Source organism: Novosphingobium sp. AP12 (assembly GCF_000281975.1).
Taxonomy (GTDB): domain Bacteria; phylum Pseudomonadota; class Alphaproteobacteria; order Sphingomonadales; family Sphingomonadaceae; genus Novosphingobium.
On the sequence record NZ_AKKE01000060.1, the window covers coordinates 1 to 19442 of the forward strand.

The window sequence follows — 19442 nt, forward strand, 5'->3', positions numbered from 1 at the left end:
GTCCGATATGGTTATGCAATAATTGCACTTATCGTATGTTGATTTCCCCCTAGTAACAGTAGATGTATAGTTATCGACGTCTGGCTTTACACACGATGGTAAACTACTGATTTCGTGCGGTTATATATGCCCGCACATTCTCCATATTGGCTTTCCGCGATCGCTGGATGGAAACTCAGGGCCCAAGTTCAGAGAGAGGGAGAATGGACCCTCTCCCTGCTGCGGCGATACGCCCCTCTTTTTCGACTGCTCCCGGTCCGAGGGACAGCCTCGGTCAGCGGCGCCACCAGCTATCGCGATTGCAGACGGGGATTTTGCTGGCGCAGCTATCCCGGCGCGCCTCAGCGACAGCCAAGGCCGAATTCGGCGCCCACACCCGCCGCGCTCTTGCATTAAGGGGACCGCACACGGGCCATTGTGCTCCATGAGATGAGATTCAGTGCGGCCGGCCGAGCAGCCGCCGCTCGAGTAAAGTCTGCATATCGCGCCGCCCGTCGGCGATGATCAGAATGACAACGCGTCGTTCAAAAACACGGTAGATCAGCCGGTAATGCCGCAGAAGGATCTGGCGAAATTCCCGCATTCCAAGATCTTGCAGTTCGTTCGGAATTGCGCCCCGATCGGGAAATTGCTCCAGCGTCTCGACGGATCGCAGCAATTCATCGAGCAGCGCGTCGGCATCGTCCAAGCCGCGGGCCGCCGTCAGGTATCCGTGAATTTCTTCGAGATCATCCTCGGCTCCCTGCGTCAGTTCAACAACAAACCGTCGATCAGTCATCCGTGCGCGCTGCCTTTGCCCGCAGTCGCTCTACGACTGCTCGAACTGGCCGCGTTCGACCCGCCTCAATATCGCCCTGCCCCAGCGCGAGCAGTTTGAGCATCGCCAGAGTTTCTTGGCCTTGCTCGAAGGACGCAACATCCTGCAGTACCGCCTTCGCCTCACCATTCTGAGTGATCACCATAGGCTGCCGGCTTTCGGCGAGGTCTGAGAGCACCTCCGCAGCATTCGCCTTGAGATAACTAATAGGTCTGACTTGGGTTGAAAGGCGCATCAGCGGCATCCTTGTGGTCTTAATTCGGTCCTAATTTAGTCCTCGAATACTTTTTTGCAAGCGCGGCGCTTTCCAGGCGTTGTATGGGGCTCCTGCCCTGCTGCCCCGAGCTGCGATCGCTGGCAGGCCGCTCATGGTAATGTACGGCTAACAAACTAGTCTGTGCCCCTTAAGGCCGTTGATGATGTGAATATGTCGAGGAGCCGAGTACAAGTGATTTGACAACCGCCGTCGCGGAAAGCGTTCGAATTCCGACTAAGACCACGCTTTTCAGCGCGGTAGACGATCTGAATACCTCGATTTCTGCTAAGTCGTTGATTTGAGTTTCTAAAACTTGAGGCCGCCTGGAGCCGTCTTGGAGGCCGAAAACTGACCGCTCCAAGGGTAGTGCCCCGCAGGACCGATGAATGCTCTCTACGGGCCTTACAGGCCAAAATTCGACGATTCGTACTTCGACCAGGCCTCCCCTCGACCAATCCATCGAGGCTGTGAAAACATGGACGCATACGCCCGCCGAAGGAGCCGTTTAGTCGGTGTTGCTATATCGCTGCGTGATCGGCACCGAGCGACTACCCGCCGAGCAGCGATGGCGTCGTAGAGCTGCCAAATTTTCCTCAGACCGACCGCGCATGGTTTGATTACATCTCACGTCGTTTTCCGAGCCAGTTCATGCGTTCAAACCATCGCTAGCATTCGCGTCCCGCCCAAAGGTTGGCCAGCATTTTGCATCGAAACGTTCGCAATCTGTGGCGTCAGGAAACAGGGCAGCTCTTTTGCAGTCCAGACAGACGTTGGTGCTGAGACTTCGATGAAGCCATCTCTCCGGGCGGATTCCGTGTCGCGATGCTATGCGGGAAGCGACATAATGAGCCCCCTCCCCCCCTCTAGGATAGAGTGTCGACGTTTGCCGAGGTTGCCGCTGGCGGGTTCTGCGCAGCGGCACCGTGGCGTTTTTTTCAGGATCGTTCAGAATTTCCCAGCGCCAAATAAGGAACTCGACGGTCAGCAATGCCGCTATCCTTTTTATTCCCTATTTCCTTAAATCCCAAAAATCGAAGATCCGCCGCAGGCGCACGGTTAAGGGGGTTATATCTTTAGGTTAAGTAGTTAAAGCAGCGATCTGCGCTCACAAATCCCCAGTCTCCGGCGAGTCGTGGGCTGTGGATAAAATCTGATAACACGGTAGGATGCTCCTGATACCACGCCAGACAGATTCTAAAAACACGTTATCGCAAGGTTGATAACACGCTGGGCAGCCAGCGGCTGTTGATAAGTCTTGAGCCTGCGACTGTCTCACTCGACGATGAAATTGCGACTTTACTGTCGATTGCAGGGGGCCTGCCCCGCGATCGCCGGTGATGCCGTGAGCTGCATTCATAGACAAGTCATCGCCTCTGACGTGTTTTCGGGAAGCGACCAGCACTGCTCGCGCGTGTTATCCGGAATGTGTTCAAAAAGTGGGCATGCTGCGTGGTCTTTAACCGCCCGAACCGTTCTTTGGTCGTCTCAAGGTGTTCCGATAGTTGCGGTGCCGCTTTATGAGGCGAGGTGCCCTGCCCTGCCCTGCCCTGCCCTGTTTCGGTCGGTACCCGCGCGTCTTATAGCGGCGTCGCGCTCGACCGCGCCGGATCATTGGGTCGGCGCGGTCTGATCGGCGAGATGCAGTCGTGTAAAGTAGCTCGCGAGCAGACCGAGCAATGTGCTTTCGCGGTGCAGCTACGGCATGCTTCGGCAACAGCCATGACGTAATGGTAGGCGACGTATTTCCGCTAGCAGGTTGCTTGCGAATCTCTGCATGTGATCGAGCATGGCCTGCGAAGGTGGTGCTACATCCAACCAACTCGCATCCTGATCACGCTCCTCCAGAGGAATCGGTTTGCGTCGTAGTTGGAGACGAACCGAACCAGCGTTGACCAAGCATCCCTAACATCGCTACGTGTTTTTAGAATCATTACCAAGGCCGATCATTTCTCCGGCGATCACTGTTTGCGCAGGGTCTGGTGCGGTTCAGATGCCTAGATCAGCCGATTTCCGAAAACACGTCAGAGAGCGTAATAGGCAACAGACAACAGGCCGCGTTCGCAGGCTTGCGAAGCTTTGCTCTCTGATCCGCTGCACGCACTCCATTGGCTTTGCATACTGAACCCCGAGAGCAAGGGATTGGGGCCATGGCTATCGTCACGTTAAGTGGCTGAAGTCTGGGCTGTCAAAACGTATGGTCGCACGATGTTCCCCGAGCAACTCATCGTAGCGGAAAGTGGCCGTCCCAAATGTTCCGCTGCGGGACGTGCTGGCAGGCTCCGGAGAACGTCAGATGGGTTCGGTTTGTAGTGCCTGACCGCTGCATTGGGGCGAGCGTCTGGTCGTCGCAAGGTTTTATCTGGTAGGCAAGTGCGCTTAATTGATCGATCGCGCTGAGCAACTCACTAAGCATACGGTCAGACCTAGCGACAGGGTTCTGGTCTCGCGATCTCTTTTCTGCCGCGGTTACGGAATCTGGGGCGGGGCTCCAACGGCCGTCGACTTCGATAGCGCACCATCAATCTCTTTGCTGATTGGGACGATGATCCCGGTCACGCATGCCCGATGCCGGCGTCGGGCAGCTATAGGGCAGGGGCCCGCGCCCTGCGAATGGCTCAGAAGCCGGGTAACTGATATTTGTTTCGCTCGTGATGTTTCTTCACGAACCCGTAGAAGCGCTTGGAATAGTTGCGAGGAATTTCATTCGGGTTCCGGCTGAGGAACGCGTCAAAGGTCTTCATCAGAACGTCGAGGTCCCACCCTGGGCATTCCCGGTGGATCGCTTCGTAGACTTCTGCATCGAGGATGTCTTGGGCACGGTCACCTCGACGCGGTTTCGGCGTCTGGGCGGCGGCTCGGGCATAGAGAGGGCTGTGCGGATCCGCGTTCGCGCCGCTGTCGTTATACTTCAGGCGCGTCGCAGCTTGCGCGAGCAAGTTAGAGGTCAGGCTCGGATCGACAAAATCAGCACCGGGGGCTGTAGGGTTCGGTGCCTGAAAAGGCGCGGGGGGAGGGGAGGGCGGTTTCGCGGCTAAGGCGAGAGCACGGGTCGGTTTGGGGCCGGCGCCTGTCTCATCCTCCAAGAATTTGCGCATTACCATCTTAAGCTTCGGGCGCGGCGTTTCAGCGCCAATTACTTCAAGATTAATCTCGGGAAGGTTGTTGGCGCGAGCGAGCTCGATAATTTTGTTCTTGAAGGAGGGCAGGGAGCTTTCACTTCCGCTCTTTTGATGCAGCGTCTCGAAGCCTATCGTAAAGCCTTCCGCACCATTGCCGCCGGCGTGCTTCCGACTCGCGCGGTAAAGCCATTTGCCGAGGCCGCTGGTGATCTCGAAGTAGAGCGGGGAAATAGCCAGGACGTTGCGCTTGTCCATGACGCCCTCGAAAAACCACTTCGAGAGGGTGACTTCCATACCAAGCGAACGTTGCGTCTTTTCATCGACGAGGTGGGTATAACTATCGATCCACGAGAAGGTGGTCTCGCGTGTTTTTGAGTTCGCTCGGATATTAGTTTTGATTGTCGTCGCCTGAAGCCGGTCCAAGGCCGCGATCAGGCGCTCGTAGGCGCGGCCACTAACACCCCAGCAAATGCGCCTCAGCAAGTCACCCGGCTGCAATCGAATTGTGGGCGAAAGATCATTGTCGCCTCGCTCTCGTAGCTCATTAAGGTGCGATGCAAGATAAATCATTAGATCTGCGTCCCAGATCGTCGCCATGCCATATTCAGGGTTGGCCGAGACGTGGACCCGAACAGACTTGTCTGGGCTGATATACTCGATCGGCTTGAGGCGCTTTTTCTTCGAAAGGCTGAAGAACGGACGCTGCATCGTCTCCTGATAATCGCGCAGGGAGATATCGCTGAAATCAGGCAGCGTGAAAAACATCTCGAACTGAACTTTGCGGCCGCCTGCAGCCGCTGGTGGAGTATCAGAAGTCACACCGCAAACCCATCTGCATTCACCTGCCCCACGCGTGGGAAATAGACACTAAGACTTTGAGAAACCTATATAAAAGCCAATCTGACAGCCTTGCGGAATAAGGCTGGCATCGTCATGTTCAGCCTTTGCGCAGTATCTTGGCTCGCTCTATCAGCGGGCGCAGAGCCTCAAGAATTGCATCCGGAGAAAGGTCGGTCGGTGTGAGCGTGAACGTGAGGCCACGCCCCTGATCCCGGTCGATTTGACCGATAGGCGAGCCATTGGCTTCGATCACGGTCTTCTGCGAACGGCCTCGGCGCGGCGCAGTCGTCGCTTGGATAAGCCGTGCGACAACATCGGCGCCTGCAATAGGCTCCTCGTCGCCCGACTGGCGAAAGCTTTGCTCGTTCGCGATATGAGCGGCGGCCTCTTCGATCTTGGCGAGCGTTGCCGGATTTCGGACAAGAGGAAGCAGCTTGTCGCCGTGCCGAACCTGAAGATCCATCGGCGAATTGAAAGCGCTCACGACCGATTTTGGGATCTCTGTGAGACCAATGTAGCGCGCCAAGCTGGATTTTGAGAGCTTGACTCGCTCCGCCATCCGCGACTGGACACCTTCGTAGTAGGTATCGACCGCGGTCTTGTAGTTGAGACCGCGCTCCAGGTCCGAGATATCCTCGCGCTCGCGGTTCTCGATATCCGCTAGGCGGAACGCCGCCTCGTCATCGATATCTTCGATGATCGCGACCAGTTCGATTTCCGGGTAATGGTTGGCATTTAACCAGTTCACCGCCCAATGGCGCCTGGTGCCGATCACGAGTTCGTAAGGGAGCTCAGCCTTTGGCGTGCGCCGAACCACGACCGGGATACGGTTGCCGTTTTCGGCCTGAATTGAATCGATCAGACTCCGCAGGCGTTCCTCGTTGAGCAAGGCATAGTCGCGCGCGTTTCCGGCCCAGACCGAGCATTCGGCGGGTTTCAAACGGATTGAGGGCTTCTTCACCATCCGCGACGCTTCGCCGAATGCATCGAGCCTACGGCTAGTGAAAGTTGTGCGAGGCTCCGTCCGCGGCGAATCCTCGGCTACTGGCACTGGCTCGCTAGGCGTGGAGGCCAGTGCCTCTGAGATTAGGGAGCGCCGGCTCACGCGGCAGCGCTCGTGAGCGCGTCGGAGCGCCCGGCCATGCTCGTCGACGGCCATTGCTGACGTAGCTGTTGCACCACCTCGCCGAACACCATGTCCAGGTTTTCGCGGCAGCGGTTGTATGTCGCATGCGACGCCGAAGGCTTGCTTTCATAGACCGACCGGAACGCCTGCGTCGCGTTCTTGATCTCTTCGGATGCCAGGATCGGCTGACTGAGCAGGAAGTTCGCGTAGGTCGCTTGCATCATCTTCCACATATCGTGTTCGCCAGGCTTGCTGGGGGTGTAGGTCGAGCACACCACGCGGATGAAACCATAGTTGACCGGCGTGCCGTTAGCCTCGAGGACTTCGATGTTCTCGGCGATCGTATCCATGAAATGGATCGTCGACAGATAGTCAAGCTGCCGGGCAGGGACGGGGATCAGGAGGCCTGTTGCCGAAGCCATCACGTTGAGGCCAAGGAAACCCATGGCTGGTGGCGGGTCAAGGAGAATGACATCAAAGTCCTTGATTATGCTTGAAATTCCTATGCGAAGACGCTGGAGTCCTTCGCGGACAGCCTGGCCGCCTTCGCGAAGTGTTGCCGTCAGATCCCATTCCGCATCCTGCAGCCCGAGGCTCGACGGGATGATTTTGATCGTAGGCCAGGCGGTATCGCGAATGGCCTTGGGAAAATCGTCGAATGTGCTGCGCGGCGAAAGATACTGACCGAGCGTCTGCTCGTCATCGAGCAGGGTCTCGGGTTGGATATCGAACATGGTCGTGGTCGAAGCCTGGGGATCGCAGTCGATGACCAGCACTTTGTACCCATGCAGCGCTAGATAATCCGCGAAATGTTTCGTGATCGTGGATTTCCCGACGCCGCCTTTGAAGTTCTGGACGGCGATCACAACCGCGTTCTCATCCTCCGCCTTGCCGGGATGGATGTTGAGCGCCTCACGGATGCGCGTTAGGTCCTCGAGCGTATAAAAACGCCGGCCGTTCGGTTGCTGCTTGGGCGGTGCGAGCCTTCCTTCCTTCTCCGCTTTCGCCAAGGCTTCGGGCGTCCGTCCCACGAGGTCAGCGGCGACGCCGGGGCCAAACGTCAGATCCAGCACCTTTCGATCTTCCGGCTTGAAGACGATTTTCTTGACCCGGTCGCGCATTTCCTCGCATGACCGGGTGATCGCACGGAGTGTGTTTACGGTATAGGTCATTGCTCCAGAGCGTCCTTTCGAGTCAGCATCGCTGATCGGTTGGCGTTCAGAGAGCAGAATTGGCATTGGAAGTCAAACCTGCGCTGAATTTTGGCCTCAGTCGCTAATGCTGCTGACTGGAACCGATTGTTTGCCAACTTCTAACATCCTAGCTGCGTTCAGAGCCGAAGCGGCGCAATCGTGATTGCCTCATTGGGCACACGAAGCGAGTGGCGACGCGCCGCGTGAAACGGGGCAGACGCTGCTGGCGTCAATTTGAGCAACGGTTTGCACCTTTCACCTCGCGAACCCCGCAGTCATCTCAACAGATGCGGTGTGCTCTTCCAGCGGCATACGACCAACTCAGGCCATTCCAGTGCTGCCGCTGGAACGTCCGGTGACACTGAAACCGCCTTCGCCAGTCGAACAGCTGGCGGTCGGCTACGCGCCCAACTCGGTCTTTCAACGCCATCGCCGCAGCTCTCAAAAGCTGCCATAAGCGCATACTTGGTCCCAGCGTTGTGTCGCCAGCTGCGCTGCCTTAGCTAGCAACGGCGAACTACCCATTGTAGGACGTCGACTGACGTTCATCGTCTCCGGTTGCTGAGAGGGCACGCGTGAAGCACAAGTCGATTGATCTCGCATCGGAGGTGAAGCGCGCGACCTTGCCCGACGGTTTGCAGGGGTTTCTCTTCCCGCTGTTCGAAGCCGTCTCCAATGCGCTTCACTCTATTGAAGAACGGTGGCAAGATGAGGCTGAAGAGAACGGTCAGATCGAGGTCGAAGTCTCCTTCGCCGACCAGAGCATCACCATCGCCGACAACGGCACCGGCTTCGACCAGAAGAACCTAGACGCCTTTCTAACCCCGTTGACCGGCAACAAGTTTGAGCGGGGCGGCAAGGGGTTCGGCCGCTTCATTGCGTTCAAGCTCTTCGACAGGGTGTTCTACTCGTCCCGTCAGACCGACCCGAGCGGCGCGACTACGGCCGGCACCTACAGGTACGAGCCATTCGCCGCTGACGATAATCTCATTCCGGTAGCATCCGACGACGGCGCGGGCATTCATCGCTTCGACCTTGGCCTTACGGCGCGCATGCAGTCGCCAAACGATGACGTATCGAACTATTTCGATCCGACAGGTGATCGCTATCCAACCGGCGAAGCCAGGGATGCCATCGCATTAGGACTCGTCGATCATTTCCTGGTCGAGTTCATCCAGAAAAAGGTTCCAAAGAAATTCTCGCTGAGCGTCGATGGCATCGCGACCAACCTTTACGATCATTTCTACGCCTCGCTCTCGATCGGCGGCTCGCAAACTGAGCAGATCGAGGTGTCCAAGGAGCAGAGACTTTTTGAGTTCAACTATTTCAAGGTCAGTATGGAGCAGGCGAAAAAGCACCGCCTATATTTCTACGCGAACAACAGGGCAGCCAGTGATCTCGAGAACATTTCGCCCGGCCTGAACGACAGGCCGTTCGATGAGGAAGGGCCAAACGGCCTCAGAAAGTACTACTACCTTGTAGCGGTTTCGAGTGATTTTTTCGTTTCGTCTCAATCACGCGACAAGATCATCAACCTGAACGTGAAACCTGGCGAGGCCGGCCGACAAAAGACGATCCGGGAAACGCTCATCGCGCTAGCCAAACAACATATTTTGGAACTCGAGAGCGAGTACACTGCGGAGCGACGAGCGAAGATGGTCGCCGAAGTGGAGCATCTCATCGCCATCGACCCCCTCCTGCGCCGTGGTCTGGGGAGCAATTCTCCCAATGAATTCGTGCGCCGCCGCACAATCACCGAAACGCGGGAGCAACTCGCGCGTGATCTTTTCCTTGAGCGGTTTCGGACAAAATTCGATTTCACGAAGCTGAAACCGAACGCCAGCATCGACGAACTCGTGGAAATTGTGAAGACCAAAATCCCGGAGGATGCAAAGGAGGCGCTCGCAGTCTACGTTGCCTACCGCAACCATGTAATTCAAATTTTTCGCGCACTTTTGAAGCGGACCGAAGATGGCTTGGCGACGGAGGACAAGGTCCACCAGCTGATCTATCCACGCTACAAGGACAGCGAGGACGTCGATTATAGCGCGCATAACCTTTGGTTGCTCGACGATGATTTGGCCTACGCGCAATATATTTCCAGCGATCGTACGCCGGACGGCTCCTACCGCGCCAAGGGTGAGTTTGCGCACGATATCCTGATCAACAACGAAAACGAGTTGATGATCGTGGAGATGAAACGCCCCCAAAAGACGGGCTATTCAGCTGGCAGCGAAAGCCCAACAGATCACCCGGTCACGCAGTTGAAGAACCAAATTACCTCGATCCGTCGTAAAGGCCGGATAAAAACGTCCGAAGGACGCGAGATTCAAATCCCGGCGGACAGGATGGTGCGCGGTTACATCCTCGCGGACTGGAATGATCAACTGCAAGAATATCTGGCATCGGAAGACTTCGTGATCACCAATTACGGAGGTCAGATGGCATATCGTTACTACCAGACACTCAATTTAATGCTCGAGGTCATCGCTTTCGACAGACTGGTAGATCGGGCTAGCAACCGCAACGATGCGTTCGTCCAAATTCTTGATGGCCGCTCGACATATGACCGAAAGCCCACGGGAGCACTCGGGGGCTAACCGGGGGGATTCTCGACTTATCCTGCCCACTAGCTTCGGGATTCCGCTTTTTGCGCTTACCCGCGATCAGTCCGCAACCGGTGAGTTCGAGCCTGCGAACGTGCAGGACCGCTTGGCGCCCTAGTCGGTCGCTCCGTGCCTGATTTGACGGGCCAGAAGCCGACCTTCCGATTCCCCTTGCAGACCATGCTCCTCAGCGGCGCAGATGGGCGGAAAGCTGCCCTGACCGTTTTGATGAGTGAGCAACGATAGCTGCCGTCCAATCTGAGCAGCGGTGCGGACAGCCTCGGTCGGCAGCCGCCATCAGCACTAGCTCCAATGATATTGGCCGAAGTTGCGTAGTTAGCACCCGCTTGCACTAGGGGCTGCTTTTGCGTTTCCAATTTCCTTTGAATTTGTCCCGCAGCTCGAGAATGACTAGGATGGTGTGAACCACGGACAGCACGTGATTGACCTCGTCGAGGCTCGGCTCGTGCCGCTGATGGACGACGCTGTTGCGGATCGAACGCATCTCATTTGCACGTTTGATCAGTGGCCCCGGCTCCCCGTCGAACTGGCGCAAGAGATGTGGGAGCACGCGATTGACTAGCATCTTGAGCGTGAGGTCCTCGGACGCACGGCTGCCTGAACTCTTCGCGCGCTCGCCGGCCGGCAGGCGGTCGCGCGCCTGCAACAGGCCAACTTCGAAGAGTGACACAGCCTCGACGATCGCGGCGCGGCGACGGCCGCCCGTGAAAGCGAGGTCGACCAGTCGCTCCAGTTCGAGCAGATTTTCGCTGAGCGCGAAGCCGTTGCAGAGGTGCGCATTGAGATCAAAGGACCGCTTCTCGAGCAATTCGGGAGCAACGTCATGGTCGCGCAGCGAGCGAACGCCGCGCCCCAAGGCGGCGATCGACAGGTGCAGCTCATTCGGCCATGCCCTGGCAATCCGTTTGTCGAATGGCAGCGCGCGTTCCTGCGGTGAATAGAGATAGTAGCCGACGCGGAGCGGGGTCGTCTCGATCGGAACGGCCGACGGCATTTCGAGCCGCGGATCCTTGTGCACAAAGCGATAGGCCGCGACAAAGCGGCCGACGAGCTGGCCGTGCGCGATCAGGCCGGCAGAGGAATTCGGCGTCGTGATCTCGGTCAGCGTCTGTAGCTCCGTGAACACGTCCTGGTAGAAAATGCGTCCAGCGCGGCCCTTTTCGATCGCGATCGTCGGTGCACTGCGCCCTTCGAGACCCTTGGCGTCAACCACATTGGAAGCATCATCCACGTCGCCGATCGGGCGCTCCAACCGGGTATAGACGGCACCGCCTTCGCCCTCGAACCGCGTGAGCCCATTAGCGAAATCGGTCACGACTAGCGGCCGGACATGGCCTACGACATGCACAGCGCCGCGCAATCCCGCCCCATCGACCAAATACAGTGTGTTTGGGAGGACATCGATGAAACCAGGATAATATTGGTGGACGATGTGAACGCCGATCGGCGGCTGCCCCGGGTCGAACTCGGAAGGATCGGAAGTATGGGCCATCCGAGAACGTTGCACACGCGCGGCCCCTTAGCCAGCCCAAGAGTCGCGTGTCGACGGAACGATCGCCCAACGGCGATATCAGGCAGCGCGATCACGTCGCCGAATGACCGCATCCAAGCCATTCGATGCCGATTTTGCTGCGCCCGGAATCAGACCTTCCGATTATGACCGGGTCTGGGACAAAACCGTCGAGGCTGAGCACACTAAGAGAGTCCGGTTTCGATGAGGCGGCCGTTCGCTAGTCCGGATCGCGTTCGGCAGGATAGGTCGGGATCTCGTCCATCTCGCGTTTTGCCCGTTCGCGCGTGTAGTCTATGAAATCGTCGATAATCAGGTTGCCGTTGATGCCGATGCCGTTCCAGTTGGGCTGAAGCATGACATAGCGCGAGACTCGCTTCAGGCCAGCTATGATCGGATTAAGCTCCGGCAAAGACTCGTCAGCATTGAGCGCTTCGAGTGCCTCACCGATCGTAACGATGTGCTGGAGCCGTTGCGTTTCGAAATAGGGCTGCGCCGCCTTGACAGCCTTGAGCAACTCTCGCGCGTCACGTAGCGAGCTTTTGTCGCCACGGGCGAGGGCGATGTAAAAGCTGGTGAATGCGTGGTCTAAACGTTCCGGGAGGGCGAGCTTGTGAACGGAGACGGCTTGGATGAGCCGAAATGCTTCATCAGGATTTCCGCTCCGAAGCTCGCACTCCGCCTCGAACGTTCGAAGCTCTGGCGCCGGCAGGAGTTCGTCCGACGCCCGATATGCCTCAATCGCCTCGGCATAGGCGCCGCTATAACGCCGGCAATCGCCAAGCGTCCGCAGGATGCTGGCCCGGCCGGTAGGGGTCCACGCGTCCGCCTTCTCAAGTTGATGCGTCAGACGCGCTTCAATCTCCGCGAACAGTGTCGCGTCGCGAGCGAACATCGCCGCCCCTTCCAGAGCCCGGCAAAGCCAAGTTTCCGCCGTAGCGCTGAGCGGCTTCTCGGCCTCCAGTTTACGGCCGAGCATAATAACCTCATCGAAAGCCTGCCGCGCCCCGTCTTCGTCCCCGCTCAACAGGATCGAAAATGCCCAGGCGCCACCATATTGTAGTTTGTCAGAATTGCTCGTTGTGATGGTGCGGATGCGGTCGAAGAAGGAGAGCCGCTCCATCATTCCCATGTTTTGACCATGCAAATCGACGTGGATCTGAAGGAGATCCACGTCGTCGTGTTCGGGCGAAATAGGTTGAAGTGCGGCAACCTCGCGGATCGCCCGTTCCCGATCTTTGGCCCACAACGCGCAAATTCCACGATGATAGGCGATCTTCGCGTGCCAGCGCGGATCATCGATGTTGCGCTTCAGTCGCTCTAGGACGTCCGGTAGTCGCTTGAGCCAGCCCCTGCGGGAATAGCCCCACATGAGGTTCTCGACATAGTCCGAGAGTGCCTCGATATCGATCTTCATCAATCTTGCATCACGAAGCTCGGGCTTGGCCGCAAGCGCGGGTGCCGTGTGGCTGAGGTGCCAGATTGTATATTGGGTGACGTCGGCGCGTAGATGGCGCACCATATCTGCCCAGCGTTTCTGCTTCGCAGCGTGACGCCATTTCTTATCATTGTTGAATCCCGGCAAGCGTCCCTTGCAGCAATTCTGAAAGTGCACGCCCGACCCACACAGGCAGAGGCTCTTGGGGGTTGGCACAAATGGCTTGTAGGCGGCCTTGGATTGCGTCTGCATGATAGGGTGATCCGGTTCAACGAGCGCGACGGGAAAACTATAAGACTATCCACGTCCAAAGTTTTCATCAAATCCCATCGGCAGCTATCGGGATTGCCGCACACCCAACCTTATCTCTGCAAGTGGTCGATAGCCGACCCCGCGTGGATGTCAGCTATACCCGCGGTCGTGCGCCGAAGCAGACATTCCACAATCGGCCAATGATGTCATGCCTTAGCCGCGATCTCGGGCCGCAGGAATGTGCAGTGTCGGTTAGATTGTGCTGAGAAACTCCATAAAATCGATCGCTGCTGATATGCGCGGCAACATAGTCGGTAAAGCGGTTCGGAATATATACCTTGTTGCGTGTAGGCGCACGAATTGCCGGAACATTGCGTGCTCGGTGGCGGATGAGGACGCCCCGGAGTTTTTCAACACAATCGGTTACGAAGCACCGCAATGGGCGGGCCTTACGCGGGGTGGCGCTTGGCCCAGATCGCCTGGCGGCCGTCGACGACGGTGGCCTGGTAGACGTTGTCCCAGCGGCCAAACGCGTTCTGCGCGTCCGTGGGGTTGAGCGCCTTGTCGGGCGCGAAGGCATCGAAGCCGCAGCGCCGCAGGTGGCCGAGCATGTCGATCACCAGGTCGCCGACGGCGCGCATCTCGCCCTTGTAGCCCGCCTCGCGCAGGATGCGGGCGGAGGAGTAGCCGCGCCGCTGCCCGGTCCATCCGGACAAGACGCCAAGTCTTTCTCTCCGCTAAGGCGATCACGATATCCTTGTCACATCACTTACCGGCTGTAGGCCGGACGATGTCCTCCCCGAACTGTGGCGCCTACAGCCGGGCCAACCTTTTGAGCGACTCACGCTGTCGGCCACGGGAGCCGCAATGCCAAGCAACGGCACTGCGATTATCGGTACTTTAGCAGAAACCTATTTGAAATGCTGGGGAAATGCAGGAGGGGGCATCGGGAGGTGGCGATCTGACCGACACGCCTTGGATCGCGGATGGATTTGATACCGCACGGCCCTTTACCCAACTGCACCATAGACCATGCTGAGCGAGTCTCGGTGCCTGCCGCTACGATCAACTCGACTTTCCTGAGGGAGGGCGGCGCCTATTTCCATAAGGCGATAATGATGCGGAAAGAAGTCAAGCGATGGTAAGCGTCCGCCAGGGTTCCAGCCGCGCGAACCTCGAGGTCATAGGTTGTCCGCGGCGAACCACTTGCGAGGACTGGGCGAGGCACCTTGAATTCGCTTCGACATAGATCACACGAAAGCGGCCCCGGGTTCGGGCAGTGATCACCCGGTCCCGGGGCCGATAAGATCAGTTCTCTCGCATCACTTGTCGATGGGGAGTGGCGCCTTCGGCGAGACCGTGCCGCTGCTGCGCAGATCCGACCAGAACGCGTCGGGCACGTTGTAGCTGAGCGCGGCCACATCCTCCGTGATGCGCGAGGGCTTGCTCGAGCCAGGTACGACGGCGACGACCGCCGGATGGGCCAGCGAGAACTGGACAGCGGCAGCCTTGATCGGAACACCGTGCTTGTCACACAGGGCTGCGATCTTCTTCACGCGCTCAGCAACTTCCGGCGGAATCTTGCCATATTCGAAATGCTGCCCGCCGACGAGTGCACCCGAATTATACGGGCCGCCGACGATCACATCGACGTTCTTCTTGGTGGCAAGCGGCATTAGCCGCTGCAGCGCGGATTCATGATCCAAAATAGTATAGCGGCCGGCCAGCAGCATGCCGTCGGCACGGGGATCGCTAAGCTCGAGACCGATTTCGATCGGCTCGACCTTGTTGGTACCCTGGCCCCAAGACTTGATTACACCGTCATCGCGCAGCTTGTCGAGCGTTGGGAAGGCGCCGTGCTGGGCTTCGAAAAACTTCGCAACCCAGGCGTCGCCGTGGAAGTCTTGCGCTAGATCATGGATGAAGACGTAGTCGATGCGGTCGATCTGCAGGCGCTCCTGACTCTCCTTAATCGACTTCAGGGTGCCCTCGGTGGTGTAATCGTAACCGATCGCGTTGGCGTTGCCGTCCTTGAAGATGTTACCCTTCTCGCCGAATGTGCGCTTGCTTGTGTCGACCAGTTCGGGAAGGACCAGGCGGCCGACCTTAGTCGCGATAGTATATTCCTCCCGCGGATATTTCTTCAGCGCCTTGCCGAGGCGAATCTCTGAAAGACCGGCGCCGTAAAAGGGAGCTGTGTCGAAGAATCGTATGCCGGCGGCCCAGGCGGCGTCCACCGTCGCTTCGGCTTCTTCTTCGGGGATGTTGCGATACATGTTGCCGAGAGGTGCTGTCCCGAAGCCCAAAGGCCCGGCCAGCAATGTGCTTCTGATGCTCATATGCTTCTTCCTAATCTGGGTTGCCCGCCAAGAAGGAGATAATCCCGATACGATCAGCACGGACATTAAGAGAGATAAATCCTCGTGAATTTAAACAGTTTCCGGCGCCTCGCGCAGGTTACGGGATTTACGTCGGGGGCTGACCCGACGTTATCGATCGACGATTAGGCAAAAAGAGAAGGGGTCGGAATGGTGATGTTGCCGAAGTGGCAGCCTGCTTAGGATCTCCTCGATGACCGATCTCTTTAAAGCTAGAGCAAATGCGTACCGGGCTGCGGTTGCCGCACTTCTTACGCCAATACGATCCCAGCAACCGATCGGCCGGTCCGAATTCAATGCAGCGATGCGGGGGGCAACATGGATGAAGGCGCCCATCAGGCACTAATTGACCATTACAGCGAGAATGAAGACGTCAGCGAGATGCCGCTGCCGTCGAACATGGATAGCTGGCGCCCGCGATGGAGGTTCCCCGAGAACGCCGCTCCCACTTACGATTTATCTAAGAGCTACAACGGCTCGCTGAACTCGGCGTGGCCCGCAAGGCGCTCTAACGTGCATTTCGTCGCTTACCTTGGCATGCTTGTGCGGGGGACCCCAGATGAGGTTCCGCCCGCTTACTTCGCGCTCGCGACCCGATCTGCAGGCCAGCGGGCGCTGCCACGCGGACGGGCGTCAGAGTCTCTGCACTCCCAGTCAGCGAACCTCCGACCGCCGAGCCACTTCTGCTCCGTTCGCCCTTACCCAACGTCCTTGTCGACGGACGCCTGTGATGGGGCAACATCGCCGAGCCTCGGTCGCCACCGATCGCGTTGATCCCGCACCACTAGCGCGCCGTGCTCGTCTCCTGATCAACACACCCCAGTCCTGGGTAGAAGCTGACGGTGATGGGCAGGGGCAGCCCCGTGGGATGATGTCGCAGCGCGCATCGCCCGCAACTTTCCGGCAGCCGGCTGAAGCGCTTGGCTTGGCATCCTGCAAAGCGGTCTAGGCGACGATGCGGCGCAGTCTGCGCCGATGACGGTCGCGACGAACGCGCGATGACGGATGAATCCGAACATCTTACCGCTGACGCCGTGCCGTGCTAACCGTTTCTTCCGCAGCGAAGGTCATCAGCGCCCTGGGGGAGCTTCGGAAGACAAGCATTGGCCAGGGCCTTGTTGTCGGCATCGATGGCGTGATGCTCATCCTGCGCCGATCGTGGCTCGCGTTAACATCTCGGCACGCCACCAACATCGACCTGCCTTACCTATGGAAGCACCCACCAGGCCAAGCCATTCTTCGGTGCTGGCTGATAACGTCTGACCTGAGCGATCGAATCCTTCGACATCCCGCGCCGCTCTCCCGAACGAGACCGCCACCTTTATGCGTTGAGCGAGATGACACGGGGATCTACCCTTCATCGATCGTGCGCGCCCCCCGCGCCTCCTTTATCGTCCGCCAGTCTTTCGGGCAGGCTGGCATTTAGTGCGCGACCTCCACAGCGACGGGACGGGCGCCGCCTTCCTTAGCGCGGCCGACGATACCGATGAGGCCTATCCGACGAGGATTTCTTTGGTCTTCGGCCGGATGGACGATCCCTTCGGTTGGATGGTCGCGGCGCGCCTCTACGCCGGCGGCATTTCCGTGCCCCCCGCAGTGCGTCCAGAGGAGCCGTTGATTCAAACCTGACACCAAGACATCCGGGCAACCATCGTCTGAAGGACGCGCCTTATCGGACCCAGATTAAATGGCAGAGCTTCGGCGTGGTGCACTGGCCTTGCTTTGACCGGGCAAGCGATAGCATCCCTATTCTTTACTTGGCGGTTTGCGCCATTGATGAGAAGATCCTTCCATGTGTGCGATCTACATGGGAAATTCCGATTTTATCGAAACGGGGAAGGGCAACGGTGGGCAATGTCCATAGACACGGACCTCAGTCCCGAGATCGATTGGAGTCGGCGCGCCAATGCCGACATCGTCCAGCTATGCGTTGATGATGGGTTTATTCTGACGCGCCGGCGGCTCCCGGCGGGTCACGACAGCGAACTCTTACTCATACCCGACGCGGCAAGGCGTTCTGCGTCATCGTTCGAACAGCTTCACAATGAGCTGCGTCTAACGAGCCATCTCGAGGAAGCCAGTGTCGTGCGAGCCGTCCATCTCGGCGATTATGGCGGTCAACCGGCCCTGCGGCTTGAGGATCCCGGCGGTGAACCGCTTTCCCGCGCAGACCCTGACGGCCAGTCGCTGGAATCCCTGCTGAGCAAGGCAGTCGCTATTGCTGGCGCGGTCGGACGCGTCCATGCGCAGTCAATTCTGCATCGCGCTCTCAGGCCGGCAAATTTCCTTGTTGATGACGACGGACGGGCAGCGATCACTGGCTTTCGCCAAGCGACCCGCTTTGGCTCGGCGACAACGGGGCTCGACCAGGCATTCTATCCGGTTACGGACGGGATGCCCTACATCGCGCCGGAACTGACCGGGCGCTTGGACACGCCGATCGACGCGCGGAGCGACCTCTATTCGCTAGGGGTCGTTCTCTACGAATTGATGACGGGGCAGCGGCCGTTTGAGGCCTCGAGCCCTGCCGAGTGGGTCCTCGCGCATATCGCCCGCAAGCCTACGTTGCCGGGCCATTGGACGCCGCGCCTGCCTAACATGGTTGCGGCGGTAATCATGAAACTCCTCTCAAAGTCACCCGACGAGCGGTACCAGACGGCCGCCGGCCTCGTCGCGGACCTTGAACTGTGTATCGAGACGTGGAAGCGGCACGGTGCAATCGAATCGTTCCCGCTCGGGGGACAGGATATCCGCGAGCACCTCTCAACGCCGACACAGCTTTACGGGCGCAATGAGGAAATCACAGCGATCGCGGGTGCGCTCGATGCAGTGCGACGGACCGGACGCCCGCGCTTCGTGTTCGTGTCTGGGCAATCCGGCATCGGAAAGTCGACGCTCGTCGAGGCAGCGTTGCGCACAGCTCCCTTTCGGCACGCTACGATCGCGGCCGGCAAGTTCGACCAGCTCAACCTCGATATTCCTTTCGCAACGCTTGCCCAGGCATTTGATGGACCGCTCCGGGCGATCCTCGAAGAGGACGAGCAGGAGAGGTCCGAATGGCGGGATCGACTTCAGCATGCAGTTAGCCCTAACGGCCAGTTGATCTGCGATGTCATGCCCGCCCTCGCCGCGCTTTTGGGCGACCAACCTCCGGTCCCCGACATGCGTCCGCTCGAAGCGCAAACGCATTTCCGCACCTATCCACCTTCCGAAGCGCAGCTGCGGTTTCGCCACGCGCTCGAAAGCTTCATCGGCGCTTTCGCAACGCCCGAACGACCGCTCGCTCTCTTCTTAGACAACATCCAGTGGGCCGACCATGGCACGCTCGACTTCATGCTACGTCTGATGCGCGAGACGCCGCCGATGGCGATGGTTGTCATTGCAGCATCGCGTGCTGAAGACTTCGTCGACGATACCCCGCTATCGGACACGCTCGCCGTCCTGCGTACCGACGGAGATGACATTGTCGACCTCCACCTAGCGCCTCTCGACGGAGCGTCCATGACCCGACTTGTCGGAGACGCACTGGGTACACCGCCCTCCGAGGCCCAGAAAGTCGCCGACGTCGTCGGGGATCGCACGGCCGGCAACCCTCTTTTCGCGCTGCAGCTCCTCAACACGTTCGTCGAATCGGGAGTGCTTGCCTTTGATCCATCGGTGCGCAGGTGGCGCCTCGACGAGGACCGGGCAGCAGGCTCGGGTGCAAGCAATGTCGATGATCTCGTGGATGCCCGCCTTGGTCGTTTGCCAGAGGAGACTCGCGCCGATCTTGCGCGGTTTGCTTGTTTGGGGAATAGCGCCGGGGCGGGCCTTATCGGCGCCGCGCTCGGATGCCCGAGTGAGGGTGTTGCCGAACGTCTGGGGCCCGCCGTGAGCGCCGGGCTGG

General features: G+C 58.6%; 11 protein-coding genes and 1 pseudogene. 3 read left to right on the forward strand and 9 right to left on the reverse strand.

Going from position 1 to position 19442, the window contains the following annotated elements:
• Positions 1 to 436: 436 nt before the first annotated feature.
• The 5 genes from PMI02_RS10525 to PMI02_RS10545 form a co-directional block, all read right to left on the reverse strand.
• A complete protein-coding gene (locus PMI02_RS10525) occupies positions 437 to 778 on the reverse strand; it encodes a type II toxin-antitoxin system RelE/ParE family toxin (protein WP_007682379.1) in 342 nt (113 codons plus the stop codon).
• Positions 771 to 1052 carry a type II toxin-antitoxin system Phd/YefM family antitoxin gene (locus PMI02_RS10530; protein ID WP_007682380.1) on the reverse strand — a complete coding sequence of 94 codons (282 nt, stop codon included), beginning with the start codon at positions 1050 to 1052 and terminating at the stop codon, positions 771 to 773. Before PMI02_RS10530 ends, PMI02_RS10525 begins: the two co-directional genes overlap by 8 nt.
• Positions 1053 to 3688: 2636 nt before the next feature.
• The gene (locus tag PMI02_RS10535; protein WP_007682381.1) at positions 3689 to 4957 is read right to left on the reverse strand and encodes a replication initiator protein A; all 1269 of its coding nucleotides are present in this window, start codon (positions 4955 to 4957) and stop codon (positions 3689 to 3691) included.
• 172 nt (positions 4958 to 5129) lie between these two features.
• Positions 5130 to 6137 carry a ParB/RepB/Spo0J family partition protein gene (locus PMI02_RS10540; RefSeq protein WP_036503358.1) on the reverse strand — a complete coding sequence of 336 codons (1008 nt, stop codon included), beginning with the start codon at positions 6135 to 6137 and terminating at the stop codon, positions 5130 to 5132.
• Positions 6134 to 7330, reverse strand: a complete 1197-nt coding sequence (locus PMI02_RS10545; protein ID WP_007682384.1) for an AAA family ATPase — start codon at positions 7328 to 7330, stop codon at positions 6134 to 6136. Before PMI02_RS10545 ends, PMI02_RS10540 begins: the two co-directional genes overlap by 4 nt.
• 596 nt (positions 7331 to 7926) lie before the next feature.
• Between PMI02_RS10545 and PMI02_RS10550 the strand changes: the two genes are divergently transcribed.
• The gene (locus PMI02_RS10550; RefSeq protein ID WP_007682385.1) at positions 7927 to 9951 is read left to right on the forward strand and encodes an ATP-binding protein; all 2025 of its coding nucleotides are present in this window, start codon (positions 7927 to 7929) and stop codon (positions 9949 to 9951) included.
• 358 nt (positions 9952 to 10309) lie between these two features.
• On the opposite strand, the gene PMI02_RS10555 is transcribed toward PMI02_RS10550, so the two are convergent.
• From PMI02_RS10555 to PMI02_RS10570, 4 genes and pseudogenes are all read right to left on the reverse strand, one after another.
• A complete protein-coding gene (locus PMI02_RS10555) occupies positions 10310 to 11470 on the reverse strand; it encodes a hypothetical protein (protein WP_007682386.1) in 1161 nt (386 codons plus the stop codon).
• A 238-nt stretch (positions 11471 to 11708) separates the two neighbouring features.
• Entirely contained in the window at positions 11709 to 13178 is a 1470-nt protein-coding gene (locus PMI02_RS10560) for a hypothetical protein (protein ID WP_007682387.1), read from the reverse strand.
• Between the two features lie 449 nt (positions 13179 to 13627).
• Positions 13628 to 13876 (reverse strand): annotated as a pseudogene (locus tag PMI02_RS10565) (DUF934 domain-containing protein); the annotation flags it as partial.
• 624 nt (positions 13877 to 14500) lie between these two features.
• Complete coding sequence (locus PMI02_RS10570; RefSeq protein ID WP_007682389.1) at positions 14501 to 15517, reverse strand: aldo/keto reductase; 1017 nt, start codon at positions 15515 to 15517, stop codon at positions 14501 to 14503.
• A gap of 1464 nt (positions 15518 to 16981) precedes the next feature.
• Here PMI02_RS10570 and PMI02_RS25875 point away from each other — a divergent pair.
• The gene (locus PMI02_RS25875) at positions 16982 to 17185 is read left to right on the forward strand and encodes a hypothetical protein (RefSeq protein WP_007682390.1); all 204 of its coding nucleotides are present in this window, start codon (positions 16982 to 16984) and stop codon (positions 17183 to 17185) included.
• Between the two features lie 225 nt (positions 17186 to 17410).
• A partial coding sequence (locus tag PMI02_RS10580; protein WP_007682391.1) for an AAA family ATPase occupies positions 17411 to 19442 on the forward strand: 2032 nt, incomplete at its 3' end.

Coding starts and splice junctions, on each gene's coding strand:
- PMI02_RS10525 (WP_007682379.1), bottom strand. CDS start 778: ATGACTGATCGACGGTTTGTTGTTGAACTGACGCAGGGAGCCGAGGAT.
- PMI02_RS10530 (WP_007682380.1), bottom strand. CDS start 1,052: ATGCGCCTTTCAACCCAAGTCAGACCTATTAGTTATCTCAAGGCGAAT.
- PMI02_RS10535 (WP_007682381.1), bottom strand. CDS start 4,957: ATGTTTTTCACGCTGCCTGATTTCAGCGATATCTCCCTGCGCGATTAT.
- PMI02_RS10545 (WP_007682384.1), bottom strand. CDS start 7,330: ATGACCTATACCGTAAACACACTCCGTGCGATCACCCGGTCATGCGAG.
- PMI02_RS10555 (WP_007682386.1), bottom strand. CDS start 11,470: ATGGCCCATACTTCCGATCCTTCCGAGTTCGACCCGGGGCAGCCGCCG.
- PMI02_RS10560 (WP_007682387.1), bottom strand. CDS start 13,178: ATGCAGACGCAATCCAAGGCCGCCTACAAGCCATTTGTGCCAACCCCC.
- PMI02_RS10570 (WP_007682389.1), bottom strand. CDS start 15,517: ATGAGCATCAGAAGCACATTGCTGGCCGGGCCTTTGGGCTTCGGGACA.